The sequence below is a fragment of the Aeromonas sp. 19NY04SH05-1 genome, assembly GCF_040581895.1.
Classification (GTDB): Bacteria; Pseudomonadota; Gammaproteobacteria; order Enterobacterales; family Aeromonadaceae; genus Aeromonas; species Aeromonas enteropelogenes.
This window is the reverse complement of the sequence record NZ_CP095328.1, coordinates 45,143-61,605: the sequence shown is the minus strand read 5'-3', so window position 1 is coordinate 61,605 and position 16,463 is coordinate 45,143. Positions and strand designations below refer to the sequence as shown.

Sequence of the window (16,463 nt, the reverse complement as noted above, 5' to 3'; positions counted from 1 at the left end):
CAATGTTCCACGTGGAACGTGCCACTTCCTTCGCCCAGAAAACAAAAAGCCGCTCACAGGGAGCGGCTTTTTAATATCGTACTGATGCGTCGAATTAGACGTCGAGGTTGGCCACCCGCAGGGCGTTGGTCTCGATGAAGTCGCGACGCGGCTCTACTGCATCCCCCATCAGGGTGGAGAAGAGCTGGTCGGCACCGACGGCGTCATCAATGGTGACACGCAGCATGCGGCGGGCTTCCGGATCCATGGTGGTTTCCCACAGCTGATCCGGGTTCATCTCGCCCAGCCCTTTATAGCGCTGGATGTAGATACCGCGCTTGCCTTCGTTCATCAGCCACTCGACCGCTTCAACGAAGCTGGAGACCGGTTTCACCTTCTCGCCACGCTTGATGTAACCACCTTCCTCGATCAGGTTGGCGATCTCCTTGCCCAGCGAGACCAGCTGGCGGTATTCACCGGACTGCAGGAAGTCGTAGCTGAGCGGATATTCTCGGTCGACACCGTGCTGACGTACCACGGCGTGCGGCACAAACAGGCTGCGCTCTTCGTCACGACGCACTTGCATCTGGTACTGGATGCCCTGGTTGCTCTCGTTGAGCACAGCTTCCATGCTCTGACACCAGGCCTGCAGATCGCTCTCGCTGGTCAGCAGGGCTTCGTTCAGTTCCGGCTGATAGATCAGCTGGGTCAGCACGGCTTCCGGTGCACGGCGGGACATGCGGGTGATCAGGTGGGTCACGGCGCGATGCTGGTTGACCAGACGCTCCAGTGCCTCACCACCGATGGCCGGGGCGGACTCGTTGACGTGCAGGGTCGCACCATCCAGCGCCATGGCAGTCTGGTACTGCAGCAGCGCATCTTCGTCTTTCAGGTACTGCTCCTGCTTGCCCTTCTTCACCTTGTAGAGCGGCGGCTGGGCGATGTAGACATAGCCACGTTCGATGATTTCCGGCATCTGACGATAGAAGAAGGTCAGCAGCAGGGTACGGATGTGCGCACCATCGACGTCCGCATCGGTCATGATGATGATGTTGTGATAGCGCAGCTTGTCCGGGTTGTACTCGTCACGACCGATGCCGCAGCCCAGTGCGGTGATCAGGGTGCCCACCTCCTGAGAGGAGATCATCTTGTCGAAACGGGCCTTCTCCACGTTCAGGATCTTGCCCTTGAGCGGCAGGATGGCCTGGTTCTTACGATTGCGACCCTGCTTGGCGGAACCGCCCGCAGAGTCCCCTTCCACTATGTAGAGTTCGGAGAGCGCCGGGTCTTTCTCCTGACAGTCCGCCAGCTTGCCGGGCAGACCTGCGATGTCCAGCGCACCCTTGCGGCGGGTCAGTTCGCGGGCCTTGCGGGCCGCTTCACGGGCGCGGGCCGCATCGATGATCTTGTTGACCACGATTTTGGCATCGCCCGGGTTTTCCAGCAGGAAGTCGGCCAGCTTCTCGCCCATCGCCTGTTCGACCGCAGTCTTCACTTCAGAAGAAACCAGCTTGTCCTTGGTCTGGGAGGAGAACTTGGGATCCGGCACCTTGACGGAGATAACGGCAATCAAACCTTCACGCACGTCGTCACCACTGGCGGCAGATTTGGCCTTCTTGCTGTAATCCTCTTTGTCCATGTAGGAGTTGAGGGTACGGGTCAGCGCGGTACGGAAGCCCACCAGGTGGGTGCCACCATCCCGCTGCGGTATGTTGTTGGTGAAGCAGTACACCCCTTCCTGATAGGCGTCGTTCCACTGCATGGCAACTTCGACGCCGATACCGTCCTGTTCGGTGGTGAAGTGGAACACTTTCGGGTGGATCGGGGTCTTGTTCTGGTTCAGGTACTCGACGAACGCCTTGATGCCGCCTTCGTAGCAGAAGTGAGCCTCACGGCCATCACGCTCATCCATCAGACGAATGGAGACGCCGGAGTTGAGGAAGGAGAGCTCGCGCAGGCGCTTGGCCAGGATCTCGTAGTGGAACAGGGTGTCGCTGAAGATGGTCGGGCTCGGCCAGAAGCGCACTTCGGTTCCGGTAGTGGTGGCATCACCGATCTGCTTGAGCGGTGCCTGTGGCTCGCCCAGGTGATAGGTCTGCTCGTAGACGTGACCGTTGCGACGAATAGTCAGCAGCAGCTTGTCAGAGAGGGCGTTTACGACGGAGACACCCACGCCGTGCAGACCACCGGATACCTTGTAGGAGTTGTCGTCGAACTTGCCGCCGGCGTGCAGCACCGTCATGATGACTTCGGCAGCGGAACGGCCCTCTTCCGGGTGAATATCGACCGGAATGCCACGACCGTTGTCGCGGACGGAGACGGAGCCGTCGGAATGGATCTTGACCTGAATCTCGGAGCAGTAGCCAGCGAGCGCCTCGTCAATGGAGTTATCGACCACTTCGAACACCATGTGGTGCAGGCCCGAGCCATCATCCGTATCGCCGATATACATCCCCGGGCGCTTGCGGACCGCATCCAGGCCCTTCAGTACCTTGATATTCGAGGAGTCGTAAGTATTTTCACTCATAGCTTACTCTCTGCCTTCTCTAACGTTTCGGAGATCTTGCCTTGTTCCACGTGGAACAACTTGCAGTCATTCGCATCCATCATGTCTGCGAGCTGACCGGTGTCGATGGCGGTGATAAACACCTGGGACGCACACTGCTTCAGCCTTGCGGCCAGCAAACGACGCTTCTCGACATCCAGCTCAGAGGCAAAATCGTCAATTAAAAAAATACAGCCACGGCTGCTATGTTGATTCAAATAGAGCCCTTGGGCCAGCCGCATGGCACAGACCAGCAACTTCAACTGACCCCGGGACAAAATATCCTGAGCAGGCACCCCGTTCGCCTTGAGGCGCACATCGGCTTTCTGTGGACCGACGCCGGTATAGCCCAGCGACCGATCCCGCTCAAATCCCGCCTCCAGCAACTCGTTGAGGGGGGTATCCTTCTCCCAGCCCCGATAGAAACCTAGGCTGATATCGAATTCCGGCAAAAAGTCCGCCGTCATCTCCTTGATCAGGGGCGTAATAGCCTGACAATAGTTGGCGCGAAACGCCGCCAACTCGCCCCCCAATCGCACCAGCTCCTGATCCCAGAACGCCAGCTGGCGATACTGGGTGCTCTGGCGCAGCAGCGCATTGCGCTGTTTCAGCAGGCGCCGCACTCGACCCCACAGGGCGAAGAAGGTCGGCTCTTGATGAAAAACGCCCCAGTCGAGCCAGGCCCGGCGAGCCTGGGGCCCGCCGGTCAGCAGATTGAAGCCATCTGGATGGATCAACTGCACCGGCAGCAGCTCGGCCAGATCGGCCAGACGCTGGGCCTGGGCCCCGGCAATCTTGAGCTGGGTCTCGCCACTCTTGTCCTTGGCGAGACCGATGGGGACCTGGCGCCCCTCCAGTTCGCACTGGGCGAACAGGGTAAACGCCCTCTCCCCCTGGCGGATGACCCGCCCGGTCAGGTGAGTGCGAAAGGAGCGCCCCAGACCGAGGTAGTGAATGGCTTCCAGCACGCTGGTCTTGCCGCTGCCATTGCACCCGACCAGGATGTTGAGGCCGGGTGACAGCTTGAGACTGGCTTGCTGGATATTGCGAAAGTCGCTGAGCTGGAGTTTGACCAGAGACACGACTAGATCCGCATCGGCATTACCACATACTGAGCATCCTGATTGTCAAAATCCTCAATAATGGCACTGCTGACGGAATCACTCAGACTGACCCGGATTTGGTCACATTTTAACGTATTCAGCACGTCCAGCACATAAGAGACGTTGAAGCCTATCTCCATCTCGCCAGCGGCATATTGTACGTCAAGCAGCTCTTCGGCTTCTTCCTGTTCCGGGTTGTTGGCGGTGATGCGCAGCAGGTTTTCCTGCAGATTGAGACGCACACCACGGAATTTCTCGTTGGAGAGGATGGCGGCACGGGCAAAGGCCTGGCGCAGATCCTCGCGACCGGCGATCAGGGCCTTGTCGCTGTTGCGCGGAATGACACGGCGCCAGTCCGGGAAGCGGCCATCCACCAGCTTGGAGGTGAAAATGAAACCGTCGAGGGCGGCGCGCAGGTTGCTGCGGCCGATCTGCAGCCGCACCGGCTTGTCTTCCGCCTCCAGCAGACGCACCAGTTCCAGTACCCCTTTGCGCGGCAGGATAACCTGATGATCGGGCAGCGATTCCCCGACGACCTCACGGCGGCAGGTAGCCAAGCGGTGACCGTCGGTCGCCACAGTGCGCAAGCCATGCCCTTCACTCTCGAACAGCATGCCGTTCAGGTAGTAACGCACGTCCTGGCTCGCCATGGAGAACTGGGTAGCATCGATCAGCTTCTTCAGTTCCAGCTGGCTGATGTCGAACTCGAGCACGGACTCCCAGTCCTCGATGTTCGGGTATTCTGTCGCCGGCAGGGTCGACAGGTTGAAGCGGGAGCGGCCGGAACGGATGATCAGGCGCTCGCCTTCGGTATTGAGACGGATCTCGGCGCCTTCTGGCAGGCCGCGGCAGATATCCAGCAGCTTGCGTGCCGGCACTGTGGTGCGGCCATCTTCACTGGCCCCGTTCAGATAGACCTGACCGATCATCTCCACTTCGAGATCGGTACCGGTCAGTGACAGCAGACCGTTGCTGACATCAAGCAGCACGTTGCCGAGGATCGGCAGGGTCGGTCGGCCACCGAGGGCGCCGGACACCAGTTGCAGAGGACGTAACAGGGCCTCACGGCTAATTTCGAGCTGCATCTGTGCTCTCCGTAGTGATTAGGAGGAAAGGATTCGGATCAGGTTGGAATATTCGATCTGCATCTGTGCACTTGGTTCCGTTATCAGGAAGAAAGGGTACGGATCAGGTTGGAATAGTCCTCCTTGATGTCGTGACTCTCTTCCTTCAGCTGCTCGATCTTGCGGCAGGCATGAAGAACGGTGGTGTGGTCACGGCCACCAAAGGCATCACCTATCTCCGGCAAACTGTGGTTGGTCAGCTCCTTGGCCAGTGCCATCGCCAACTGGCGAGGACGGGCGACGGAGCGGGAACGGCGCTTGGAGAGCAGATCCGCCAGCTTGATCTTGTAGTACTCCGCCACCGTCTTCTGGATATTGTCGATGGTGACCAGCTTCTCCTGCAACGCCAGCAGATCGCGCAGCGCTTCGCGCACGAAATCGATGTTGATGGCGCGGCCGGTGAAGTTGGCGTTGGCGATCACCCGGTTAAGAGCCCCTTCCAGCTCACGGACGTTGGAACGCAGCCGCTTGGCAATGAAGAAGGCCACTTCGTCCGGCAGGTGGATCTGGTTCTCGTCGGCCTTGCGCATCAGGATGGCAACCCGGGTCTCCAGCTCCGGCGGTTCGATCGCCACGGTCAGACCCCAGCCGAAGCGGGACTTGAGACGATCCTCGACACCGTTGATCTCCTTCGGATAGCGATCCGAGGTCAGGATGATCTGCTGGTTGCCTTCGAGCAGGGCGTTGAAAGTGTGGAAGAACTCCTCCTGGGAGCGCTCCTTGTTGGCGAAGAACTGGATGTCATCAATGAGCAGGGCGTCGACGCTGCGGTAATAGCGCTTGAACTCTTCGATGGCGTTGTTCTGCAGCGCCTTCACCATGTCCTGGACGAACCGCTCGGAGTGCATATAGATGACTTTTGCATCTTTTTTGCTCTCCTTAATGGCGTTACCGACGGCATGCAGCAGGTGAGTTTTACCCAGACCAGTGCCGCCATAGAGGAACAGCGGGTTGTAAGCGCCACCCGGGTTATCCGCCACCTGACGGGCAGCCGCACGGGCCAACTGGTTGGACTTACCTTCGACGAAATTCTCGAAGGTATAGTTCACGTTGGTGTTGCTCTTGTGGTTCGGTTCCGGCTTGGCTTCGGCCTTGCTTTCCCAGCTCTTCTGCAAGTTATTCACAGGTGCGGCGCCCTGTGCCGGCGCTCTGGCGACGGCCACGGGATGGGGACGATTACCGATATCAAAACGCAGGGCGGGGCCATCGACCCCGCAGAGTTCATTGATGATGCCGTTCACCCGGATGAGGTACTTGTCTCGTACCCAGTCCAGAACGAAGCGATTCGGTGCATACAGGGTCAGAGTATTGTCACTCAACTCCGCTTGAAGCGGCCGGATCCACATGCTGAATTCTGCCGAGGGCAACTCATCTTGCAGCCGGTTAAGGCACTGCTGCCATAGCGAAGCAGTCACTCTAAACTCCTGTCGATTGATTAACTAAAGACCGGCTATTCTACTTTTTTAGCCGCCGGATCTCCAGCCGTCACCCCATGGATCCAGCAAATAAGATCCTTGACTTTCAAGGATCCAGCGCCATTGGATCATCATTCATCCCCAAAGTTACCCACAGCTTGATCCACCGCCATAAACGATGGATCCGGACCTCATCGTCATGTTATTTCATATAACAAAATGTCATTTATTTTTTAAATTTTATTCCAATAACATCAGCGCGAAACCAGTTATTCCAACTACAAATACAAGACATTCAGAGAGAGAAACCCCATGAAAACATCTATCAAGCTCATTTCCGGCGCTGCCATTCTGCTGGCCACCCTGTCCGGCCAAGCCATCGCCCAGGAAACCATCAAGGTTGGCATGTCCGGCAAATACTTCCCGTTCACCTTCGTCAAGCAGGACAAGCTGCAAGGCTTTGAAGTGGATATGTGGAACCAGATCGGCGAACGCACCGGCTACAAGGTCGAATTCGTGACAGCCAGCTTCTCCGGCCTGTTCGGCATGCTGGAAACCGGCCGTATCGACACCATTTCCAACCAGATCACCATCACCGACGAGCGCAAGGCCAAGTACAACTTCTCCCAGCCTTACGTCTATGACGGCGCCCAGATCGTGGTCCGCAAAGGCAACAGCACCATCCATGGCTTCAAAGACCTGGAAGGCAAGACGGTGGCCGTGAACCTCGGCTCCAACTTCGAAGAGCTGCTGCGCAAAAACGACCCGAACAAGAAGATCGATATCCGTACCTATGACTCCAACTTCGAGCAGGACGTCGCTCTGGGTCGTATCGATGCTTTCGTGATGGACCGCGTCTCCACCGCCCAGCTGATCAAGGAGTCCAAGCTGCCGCTGCAACAGGCTGGCGCGCCGTTCGAAACCATCGAGAACGCCCTGCCCTTCCTGAAGACTCCGGAGAAAGAGGTGGTGCTGAAGAAGGTTGACGAGGCCCTGACCGCCATGCGCAAGGATGGTTCCCTGCGTCAAATTTCCGAGAAATGGTTCGCCGCAGATATCACGACCAAATAAATGATGGATTTCGACTTCGAATACACGCTGGGGCTGTTTCCCATTCTGCTCAAATACCTGGGCACCACGATGGAAATGGCCCTGTGGGGATTCGTATTTGCACTCGTACTGTCGCTGGCCCTGGCGATAGTACGGGTGTTTCGCGTTCCCGCAATCCACTGGCTGGCGATGCTCTATATCTCGTTCTTTCGGGGTACTCCGCTGCTCGTCCAGCTGTTCCTGCTCTATTACGGGCTACCACAACTCTTCCCCATCTTCGTGGGGATGGATGCCTTTACTGCCGCCATCATAGGGTTGACCCTGCACTTCGCCGCCTACATGGCCGAGTCGATCCGTGCCGCCATTCTGGGGATACACAAGAGCCAGATGGAGGCTTCGCTCAGTATCGGCATGAGCCGTTACCAGGCGATGCAACGGATCATTCTGCCGCAGGCGGCCCGCATCGCGACCCCGTCGCTGATGAACTACTTCATCGACATGATCAAGAGCACCTCGCTGGCCTTTACCCTGGGGGTGGCCGAAATCATGGGCAAGGCGCAGATGGAGGCCTCCTCCTCCTTCAAGTTCTTCGAGAGCTTCATGGCGGTGGCCCTGGTCTACTGGGTAGTGGTCATCTTCTTCACCCGCTTGCAGCATCTGCTGGAAGTGCGCCTCAACCGTGCCTATTAAAGGAGGGCCACCATGATCAAGCTAACCGGCCTCGCCAAGGCATATGACGGCAACCAGGTGCTGAACAGCATCGATTTGGAGGTCAAAAAGGGGGAAATCGTCGTCATTATCGGCCCCTCGGGTACCGGCAAGTCGACCCTGCTGCGCTGCCTCAACCTGCTGGAAACCCCGGATGCGGGCCAGCTGGTCATCGACGACCTGCAACTCAACCTGGCCAGCGCCAGCGAACAGCAGGCCATCGAACTGCGCAAGCGAGCCTCCTTCGTATTCCAGAACTACGCCCTGTTTGCCAACAAGACGGCACAGGACAACATTGCCGAAGGGCTGATCACCGTCTGGAAGCAGCCGAAGGCGGAGGCCCGCGCCACCGCCCTCGGCATCCTGGAAGACATAGGTCTGGCCGACAAGAAGGATGCCTACCCGGCCTCCCTCTCCGGCGGCCAGCAGCAGCGAGTGGGCATAGGCCGCGCCATGGCGGCCCACTCCAAGGTCATTCTGTTTGACGAGCCCACGTCAGCCCTCGATCCCGAATGGGTCGACGAGGTGCTGGGGCTGATGAAGAAACTGGCACGCCAGCACCAGACCATGGTGGTGGTCACCCATGAGATCGAATTCGCTCGGGATGTCGCCGATCGGGTGATCTTCATGGAGGGAGGGCGGATCGTGGAGCAGGGTCCGCCAGATCAGATACTGGTCGATCCCAAGGATCCCCGTACCCGGGAGTTCCTGCGCAAAGTGCTGAAATAGCTCTCTCTTTGGCGGCCTGGCCGCCTTTTTTATTGGCGGATCCCTTGTTTAACAACGGCCAGCCAGTATAATCCGGAGCCCTTGATCCTCCGGATCCTCACACCCTGCCATGGTCCTTTCAAGACCGGAACAGGATGGAAGGGAACGGCGGATTGACTAAAAGCCGAACTCTGTTTAGAATTCGGCCTCTTTTGCTAGTCGTCACACGCTATAGCTGGCGCGTCGGCTAAGTGTGACAATCAAAACTGTACAGTAATACGGAATCGAATCATGAAACGTACTTTTCAACCGTCCAACCTGAAGCGCAAGCGCTCTCACGGTTTCCGCGCCCGCATGGCTACTGCCAACGGTCGTAAAGTTCTGGCCGCTCGTCGTGCCAAGGGTCGTGCTCGTCTGGTAGTTTAATGCCTACCCAGCACACCTTCTCTCGGGAGTTACGTCTGTTAACTCCCGAACACTTCAAACGCGTATTCGCCGAGCCTGTCCGGGCCGCTTCCCCGCAAATTACGCTTCTCGCCTGCCCCAATTCACTCGAACACCCACGTCTTGGTCTCGCCGTGCCCAAAAAAGCACTCAAGCGTGCCGTCTGGCGTAACCGTGTCAAACGTGTGGTTCGGGAAAGTTTCCGCCTCAAACAGCATCAGCTGCCCGCTATCGACATCGTGGTGATCGCCAAGGCCGGTGTGAAAGAGATGGATAACGAGGAACTGTTCAAGTTACTGGAAAAGCTATGGCGCACTCTGTCACGCCGTTGCAATGGGTAGCTATCAAACTGATACGCCTGTATCAGCTAATCATTAGTCCCCTGCTGGGGCCGCGCTGCCGTTTTACCCCGACTTGTTCCCAATTTGCGATAGAAGCAATCCGACTTCACGGTTTCATAAAAGGCGTTTGGTTAGCTAGCAAACGTCTATTAAAATGCCATCCCTTATCCGAGGGTGGTTATGACCCGGTTCCGCAACCAAAGCGAAGAAACTGAAGACTATGGAATCACAACGCAATCTACTCCTGATCGGTTTGCTGTTCGTGAGCTTTTTGCTCTGGCAACAGTGGGAGTCCGACAAGGCTCCGAAGCCGGCCCCGACAACCGTGGCCCAAACCGAACAATTCGTACCTGAAGCCGGTCAGTCCGGTGATATTCCTCAGGTTTCCGAGCAAGCCAATGCGAGCGCCGCACGCAAGCTGATCACCGTCTCCTCCGACGTGCTCAAGCTGACCCTGGATACCCAGGGCGGTGATATCGTCTCTGCCGAACTGCTGGCCCACAAGCTGGAAGAGGGCAAGGACAAGCCGTTCGTGCTGCTGACCAGCCAGCCTGACCACATCTATGTCGCCCAGAGCGGCCTGGTTGGTCGCAATGGCCCTGACAGCCAGGCCGAAGGTCGTCCCACCTATGAAGCCGCCCAGACCAGCTACCAGCTGGCCGACGGTCAGGATCAAGTCGTGGTTCCCATGACCTGGACCGACAGCAAGGGTGTGGTCTTCACCAAGGAATTCGTGCTCAAGCGCGGTGACTACGCCGTTGGCGTCGATTACAAGATCGACAACAAGTCTGCCGAGCCGGTCCAGGTGCAGTTCTATGGTCAGCTGAAGCAGACCATTGCGACGCCGAAGGATCAGGAAGGTCATGCCATGGTGGCCAGCGCCTACCGTGGTGGTGCCTTCTCCAGCGAAGACACCCGCTACAAGAAGTACACCTTCGACGAGATGAAGGATGCCGACCTGAGCAAGACCACCCAGGGTGGTTGGGTCGCCATGCTGCAACACTACTTCGTCTCTGCCTGGGCGCCGAATGCCAACGATACCAACAGCTTCTACAGCCGCGTGATCCCGGGCAAAGCCCAGGCCATCATCGGTTACAAGGCGCCGCAGGTTGACGTGGCCGCCGGCCAGCAGGTCGAACTGACCAGCAAGCTGTGGGTCGGTCCCAAGCTGCAAGACCAGATGGCCAAGGTAGCCAACCACCTCGACCTGACCGTCGACTACGGCTGGCTCTGGTTCATCGCCCAACCGCTGCACTGGCTGCTGACCGTGTTCCACGGCCTGGTCCAGAACTGGGGTGTGGCCATCATCATGCTGACCCTGCTGGTTCGCGGCATCATGTTCCCGCTGACCAAGGCCCAGTACACCTCCATGGCCAAGATGCGCATGCTGCAGCCCAAGATTGCTGCCCTGCGCGAGCGCTTCGGCGACGATCGCCAGAAGATGTCTCAGGGCATGATGGAGCTGTACAAGAAGGAGAAGGTCAACCCGCTGGGTGGCTGTCTGCCGATCCTGGTTCAGATGCCGATCTTCATCGCCCTGTACTGGGCACTGATGGAATCCGTTGAGCTGCGTCACGCGCCGTTCGCCCTGTGGATCACCGACCTGTCAGTGAAGGACCCCTTCTTCGTGCTGCCAATCCTCATGGGTGCCTCCATGTGGTATCTGCAGAAGATGAGCCCGACCACCATTACCGACCCGATGCAGCAGAAAGTGATGCAGTTCATGCCGATCATCTTCACTTTCATGTTCCTCTGGTTCCCGGCAGGTCTGACCCTGTACTGGCTGGTGAGCAACGTCATCTCCATCATCCAGCAGACCATCATCTACCGTCAGCTGGAGAAGAAAGGCCTGCACTCACGCAACTGATGCGCAGCCAATCTTCCTGTGATGACAAAAGAGGCGGCCTTCGGGCCGCCTTTTTTATTACAATGTCCACCAATTACCGAACAAACGAGCCAAGCAAGATGACTACAGATACGATCGTGGCCCAGGCCACCGCCCCCGGCCGTGGCGGCGTCGGCATAGTCCGGGTCTCCGGTCCCGCCGCCGAACAGGTGGCCGAGATAGTACTCGGCAAACGCCCGCGAGTGCGTTACGCCGAATATCTGCCGTTCAGGGATGAGCAAGGCGAAGTGCTGGATCAGGGCATCGCCCTGCTGTTCAAGGCCCCCAACAGCTTCACCGGTGAAGACGTGCTGGAGCTGCAGGGCCACGGCGGCCCGGTCATCATGGACATGCTGGTGCGCCGCATCCTGCAGATCAAAGGGCTGCGCCCTGCCCGCCCCGGCGAGTTCAGCGAGCGCGCCTTCATGAATGACAAGCTGGATCTGGCCCAGGCCGAAGCCATCGCCGACCTCATCGAAGCCTCCAGCGAGCAGGCCGCCCGCAGTGCCATGCACTCCCTGCAGGGACAGTTCTCCAGCAAAATCCAGCAGCTGGTGGAGAGCCTGATCCGCCTGCGCATCTATGTGGAAGCGGCCATCGACTTCCCGGATGAAGAGATCGATTTTCTCTCCGACGGCAAGGTGGCGGGGGATCTCTACGCCATCATGGCGGATCTGAACGCCGTGCGCGGTGAAGCCAGGCAGGGCGCCCTGCTGCGGGAAGGGATGAAGGTGGTAATCGCCGGTCGTCCCAACGCCGGCAAGTCGAGCTTGCTCAATGCCCTGGCCGGACGCGAGTCCGCCATCGTCACCGAGATCGCCGGTACCACCCGCGATGTGCTGCGCGAGCACATCCACCTGGATGGCATGCCGCTGCACATCATCGACACCGCCGGCCTGCGCGACACCCAGGACAAGGTGGAGCAAATCGGCATTGAGCGCGCCTGGGCCGAGATCGAGCAGGCCGACCGGGTGCTCTTCATGGTGGATGGCACGACGACAGATGCGGTGGACCCGCGGGAAATCTGGCCGGAATTTGTTGATCGGTTGCCAAAAAACATCGGCCTCACCGTTATTCGCAACAAGGCCGACCTGACCGGTGAAGATCTGGCGCCGAGCGAGGAGCTGGGCCACGCCGTCTATCGCATCTCCGCCAAGACCGAGCTGGGGCTGCCCGCCCTGCGCGAGCACCTGAAAGCCTGCATGGGCTTTCAGGGCAATACCGAAGGGGGCTTCATGGCCCGCCGCCGCCATCTGGACGCGCTGGAGCGGGCCGCCGAGCGGCTGCTGGTGGCCAAGGAGCAGCTGGAGGTATTCGTCGCCGGCGAGCTGGTGGCCGAAGAGCTGCGTCTGGCGCAGGAGTCCCTCTCCGAGATCACCGGCGAGTTCAGCTCAGACGATCTGCTGGGCCGGATCTTCTCCAGCTTCTGCATCGGCAAGTAATGTGGTGAAAAATCAGCAATAAAAAGCAGCCATAAAGAACATAAAGCATTGTAAATGCTGGACTTTGTTTTTTACTGGCTGTTCTTGCCTGATCTTGTTTCGTGAGAATTTACCCCGAGAGTACCCCGAAGTAACCTCTTGGGGTACTTTTGGGGGACACTCATGAAGATCAGCATCGAATACCGCGCACCGGACGCCGAAGGCAAGCGCACTGCGCGCTTAACCTACTACGCCGGCTCCTACCTTGACCCCGCCACAGGCATCCGCAAGCACAAGCGCAGCAGAGAGACCCTGGATCTCTTCCTGTACGACAAGCCGCGTACCCCGGCACAGCGGCTTCACAACAAAGAAACCCAGCGAGCAGCCGAAGCCATCCGCGCCAAGCGGCTCTTCGAATACGAGACCGGCAAACACCACCTGGATTTTTTGAACGCCCACAAGGCCAGCTTCTTTGAGTACTTCCAGGAAGTGACCGACCAAAAGGCGGCAGGCAGTAAGAGCAACCATTCCATCTGGGTGTCTACCCTCAAGCATTTGCGCCAGTTCCATAAACTGCCGGACCTGACTTTAGAGGAGGTCGATCAGCTGTTCCTGGAGGGTTTTCGGCACTACCTGATGCACAAGGCCCGCACTAAAAGCGGCACGCCACTGAGCCGCAACACCCAGAGCGCCTACTTCAACAAGTTAAGGGCAGCCCTGAACCAAGCAGAGCAGGAGCGGCTGCTGATGGATAATCCGGTACGGCGTGTCAAAGCCATCCAGGGGGAGAAGAACAAGCGCGTTTACCTGACCGAAGACGAAGTTCGAGCCTTGGCCCAGGCTGAGTGCCGCTACGACGTTCTTAAGCGTGCCTTTCTGTTCTCCTGCTGCACTGGCTTGCGCTGGTCCGACATTCACAAGCTAACCTGGGCAGAGCTTGAGCCCTTCTACGGCCATTACCGCATCGTCTTCACCCAGAAGAAGACTAGCGGCCTGCAATACCTGGATTTGAATGACATGGCGATGCAGCTGATGGGGCGCCCTGGCAAGGCAACAGAGCGGATCTTCAAGGGCCTCAAGTACTCGGCTTGGCACAACATGGAGCTCACCCGGTGGGCGTTGCAGGCGGGGATCACCAAAAAAGTCACTTTCCACAGCGCACGCCATACCTTCGCCGTGATCCAGCTTAACCGCGGCGTCGATATCTATGCCCTCTCCCGCTTGCTGGGGCACAGCGAACTGAGAACTACCGAGATCTACGCCGACATCCTTGAATCACGGCGAAGAGATGCCATGCTGGATTTCCCCAACGTATTGGAGTGATAGAAGATGGGACGCACCCTCGACGAGATCCTGGCCAGTGAAAAGCCTGAAGTGGTCGCGGCCGCCAAACAGCAGGCTGCGCTGATACTTAACCAGTTAGAGCAAGAAGCGGATCCTGGCCAGGAAGAGCCAACAAAAGCGCCGGCGCCACCCAGCGCTGGTGTAGATGATCTTAGATAATCTAGATCGGATTTCAGGATCGCCCTGCAGCCCAAGTAGCACCTGGGTTTCGCTCAATTGGTTTGTGACCATTATCGTGAGCTTTGTGACCACTTTCGTGATGGTCTGTGACCATTATCGTGATAGTGCAGGCCGACCTATGGTGAACCGCCCCTTGGCATGTTCATTGATAAACCAACCCAGTTCAGCCAGTTCATCCAGAGCCTTGCGGACTCGCGATTGCCGCTTGCGGCGGGTGGCCATGCTGGCTTCCTCAGGAAAGACATAAGCAACCAAGGTGTCTAACTGCACCACTCTACTCTGGCCAACATCGACCCAGGCACATAGCCGTTGATGTAACAATCTGGTGATGCTGCCATTCAGGCGCCGCACCTCTGTCATGTCGATACGAACATGGCGGCCAGTGCCCATAATGGCGGAGGTCAGCAAAGGATTAAGCGCCACAAAGAGCCCGTCGGTCAGGGCGTCGCTGGCATAGTTCGCCAGCAGACGGAAACCGCTGCGCTGGCCAGCCACTTGCGCTATCACCGACACCTTCCACAACCGCTCGACACAGCGGCGCACCGTGTTGGTGTCACGAGGGTTGGCGTAGCCAACCTCCTTGGCCAGTTTGCGCAGGCTGCTTTTGACCACCAAAACGCGTTGCTGATTGGCTGCCCAGCGAGGCTCTAGCAGGGTCCGTAAGGTGTTGCCCTCCCCGGTAGCGGCAATGGGCTCAATGATGGCGCTGTAGTCCTCGATACCAGCCAGGGCAACCAGCCCCTGAAGCACGCGAAGGTCATCGGCACCCAGCGGCTCTGGCCCGGAAAACTCAATCTGATTGCCCCCACCGAATCGATACACCACATCCAGCTTGTCTCGGCGGCGCTGGCCACGAGAGATGGCTCTGAACAATCCTGGAGCCAGGCAGTGCATATGGTCGTGCCGGGCATGGGTCAATTCAAAGCAAGGCACGTTTGCCTCCCGCTCGGCGTGCTACGTCCAACCTGGCAGGGCGCAGCAGGCCATCTTCCTCTCGCACCAGCCAGCGCTCTGGTAGTGGCGGCACATAGTTGCTTTTACTAACCCCAAACCGCACGTAGCGGTGGCTCTGCTGTGCCGACACGCTCAGCTGCTGCGCCTCCTTCCTGGTCATGGTGGCGAGGTAGCCCTGCCACCGCACATTGTCTACCAGCACAGACGAACCACGGCTGGCCTGCTGCTGATCGCCAACCTCCTGGAAGGCTGCCAGCTTGCTGGTGTGGTGCAAAAACAGCACGGCGCATCCCTGCCCCATGGCCAGCCGTTCCAACTGACCCAGCACCTGCGTCATGGCACAGGCCGCGTTCTCGTCTGCATTATGAAAACGCCGCAGGGTGTCGATAACGATCAACCTCACGCCCTCAGCCCAAAGGGCAATCGCTTCCAGCCATTGGCTGTCCAACAGGTTGGGGCTGGCCCCCTGAAGCGATATCAACCTAAGGTCGCGTTCAAGCGCCGCACGCTGCCCTGCATCAAGGTTCTGACCCAAGGCAAATAACCGGTGATGTAACACTGGTAGAGGGTCCTCGGCAGGCAGGTAGAGCACAGCTCCCTGTTCCAGCTTGCCAAGCTCAAGCCAGTCCGGCCCACCGGCTATCTGCATTGCCAACTGCAGTACCAGCATGGATTTACCGGCACCGCCTGGTGACACCAAGGCCCCGACACAGCCCACCGGCAGCCCCGGTAGGACAAAGTCGAGTGGCTTGGGAGGTTCGGTAAAGGCCGCCTGAAGATCCAGGGGCCAGTGAGATGCAATGAGATCCTGCGCCATTCCCACCTCACAGCCGCCCATGGCGGGCTTGCCGCACGCGCTTGGCCACATGCTCAGTGAGCTCTGCATCTGGGGATATACGATGGGAAAGCAGCCAGTCCAGCAGCTCAACGCGCTTGAAGTAGATCTTTTTGCCTTGTGGCTTGTAATGCGGCAGGCGCTTCTCACTGGTCAGCCGGTACACATAACTAACAGACACCCCCAGCAGCTCGGCACACTCCTCGGCACAAAGCACCTCCTTCTGCGCCTGTCCCTGCTGGCGTACCAGCTTTTTCAGCTCATAAAGCTCTTTGAGAATGGCCCCATTGTTTTCACCGTAAAGCGGCGGATTTTGTTCACGCATGCAGATGGTCTCCTTGTCGCAATCATCAACATGCAAGAGCGTATCGGGGGTCTGGCGAAATCCTCGTGCCTGTAGTTGTCCAATTTGGGCACCAAGAGCGTT

At 58.3% G+C, this 16,463-nt stretch carries 17 protein-coding genes; 10 read left to right on the top strand and 7 right to left on the bottom strand.

The features are described 5' to 3' along the window. Positions 1-94 precede the first annotated feature (94 nt). From gyrB to dnaA, 4 genes are all read right to left on the bottom strand, one after another. Positions 95-2,506: a DNA topoisomerase (ATP-hydrolyzing) subunit B gene (gene gyrB / locus MRK42_RS00300; protein WP_026456353.1), complete on the bottom strand. Its 2,412-nt coding sequence runs from the start codon at positions 2,504-2,506 to the stop codon at positions 95-97. Further along, positions 2,503-3,606: a DNA replication/repair protein RecF gene (recF, locus tag MRK42_RS00295; RefSeq protein ID WP_042073481.1), complete on the bottom strand. Its 1,104-nt coding sequence runs from the start codon at positions 3,604-3,606 to the stop codon at positions 2,503-2,505. The genes gyrB and recF overlap by 4 nt, the downstream gene beginning before the upstream one ends. Before the next feature lie 2 nt (positions 3,607-3,608). Then, entirely contained in the window at positions 3,609-4,712 is a 1,104-nt protein-coding gene (gene dnaN, locus MRK42_RS00290; RefSeq protein ID WP_026456354.1) for a DNA polymerase III subunit beta, read from the bottom strand. Between the two features lie 83 nt (positions 4,713-4,795). Further along, complete coding sequence (gene dnaA, locus MRK42_RS00285; RefSeq protein ID WP_042027058.1) at positions 4,796-6,166, bottom strand: chromosomal replication initiator protein DnaA; 1,371 nt, start codon at positions 6,164-6,166, stop codon at positions 4,796-4,798. Between the two features lie 312 nt (positions 6,167-6,478). On the opposite strand from dnaA, the gene MRK42_RS00280 reads away from it, so the two are divergent. From MRK42_RS00280 to MRK42_RS00235, 10 genes are all read left to right on the top strand, one after another. Further along, positions 6,479-7,237 carry an amino acid ABC transporter substrate-binding protein gene (locus MRK42_RS00280; protein WP_026456356.1) on the top strand — a complete coding sequence of 253 codons (759 nt, stop codon included), beginning with the start codon at positions 6,479-6,481 and terminating at the stop codon, positions 7,235-7,237. Then, on the top strand, positions 7,238-7,906 hold the full coding sequence (locus MRK42_RS00275) for an amino acid ABC transporter permease (protein WP_124239400.1): 669 nt from the start codon (positions 7,238-7,240) through the stop codon (positions 7,904-7,906). It begins immediately after the preceding gene. A gap of 12 nt (positions 7,907-7,918) precedes the next feature. Then, a complete protein-coding gene (locus tag MRK42_RS00270) occupies positions 7,919-8,653 on the top strand; it encodes an amino acid ABC transporter ATP-binding protein (RefSeq protein ID WP_042027057.1) in 735 nt (244 codons plus the stop codon). Between the two features lie 270 nt (positions 8,654-8,923). Continuing rightward, entirely contained in the window at positions 8,924-9,058 is a 135-nt protein-coding gene (gene rpmH / locus MRK42_RS00265; protein WP_005307156.1) for a 50S ribosomal protein L34, read from the top strand. Then, on the top strand, positions 9,058-9,417 hold the full coding sequence (gene rnpA, locus MRK42_RS00260; protein ID WP_026457269.1) for a ribonuclease P protein component: 360 nt from the start codon (positions 9,058-9,060) through the stop codon (positions 9,415-9,417). The genes rpmH and rnpA overlap by 1 nt, the downstream gene beginning before the upstream one ends. Then, positions 9,384-9,632 (top strand): membrane protein insertion efficiency factor YidD, encoded by a 249-nt coding sequence (gene yidD, locus MRK42_RS00255; RefSeq protein WP_010672280.1) that lies wholly within the window; start codon positions 9,384-9,386, stop codon positions 9,630-9,632. Before rnpA ends, yidD begins: the two co-directional genes overlap by 34 nt. 5 nt (positions 9,633-9,637) lie before the next feature. Continuing rightward, a complete protein-coding gene (gene yidC / locus MRK42_RS00250) occupies positions 9,638-11,284 on the top strand; it encodes a membrane protein insertase YidC (protein WP_201983072.1) in 1,647 nt (548 codons plus the stop codon). Between the two features lie 98 nt (positions 11,285-11,382). After that, positions 11,383-12,744, top strand: coding sequence for a tRNA uridine-5-carboxymethylaminomethyl(34) synthesis GTPase MnmE (gene mnmE, locus MRK42_RS00245; RefSeq protein ID WP_042073486.1), 1,362 nt, complete (start codon positions 11,383-11,385; stop codon positions 12,742-12,744). Positions 12,745-12,906: 162 nt separating this feature from the next. After that, the gene (locus tag MRK42_RS00240; RefSeq protein ID WP_263709901.1) at positions 12,907-14,046 is read left to right on the top strand and encodes a site-specific integrase; all 1,140 of its coding nucleotides are present in this window, start codon (positions 12,907-12,909) and stop codon (positions 14,044-14,046) included. A gap of 6 nt (positions 14,047-14,052) precedes the next feature. Continuing rightward, positions 14,053-14,226, top strand: coding sequence for a hypothetical protein (locus MRK42_RS00235; protein WP_156991768.1), 174 nt, complete (start codon positions 14,053-14,055; stop codon positions 14,224-14,226). Between the two features lie 114 nt (positions 14,227-14,340). On the opposite strand, the gene repC is transcribed toward MRK42_RS00235, so the two are convergent. From repC to MRK42_RS00220, 3 genes are read right to left on the bottom strand one after another with little or no spacing between them, the layout of a single operon-like run. Continuing rightward, on the bottom strand, positions 14,341-15,120 hold the full coding sequence (gene repC, locus MRK42_RS00230) for a replication protein C, IncQ-type (RefSeq protein WP_338611515.1): 780 nt from the start codon (positions 15,118-15,120) through the stop codon (positions 14,341-14,343). 46 nt (positions 15,121-15,166) lie between these two features. Beyond that, the gene (locus MRK42_RS00225) at positions 15,167-16,069 is read right to left on the bottom strand and encodes a helicase RepA family protein (protein ID WP_338611514.1); all 903 of its coding nucleotides are present in this window, start codon (positions 16,067-16,069) and stop codon (positions 15,167-15,169) included. Continuing rightward, a complete protein-coding gene (locus MRK42_RS00220; RefSeq protein ID WP_263709898.1) occupies positions 16,026-16,361 on the bottom strand; it encodes a helix-turn-helix domain-containing protein in 336 nt (111 codons plus the stop codon). The genes MRK42_RS00225 and MRK42_RS00220 overlap by 44 nt, the downstream gene beginning before the upstream one ends. Between the last annotated feature and the right edge of the window lie 102 nt (positions 16,362-16,463).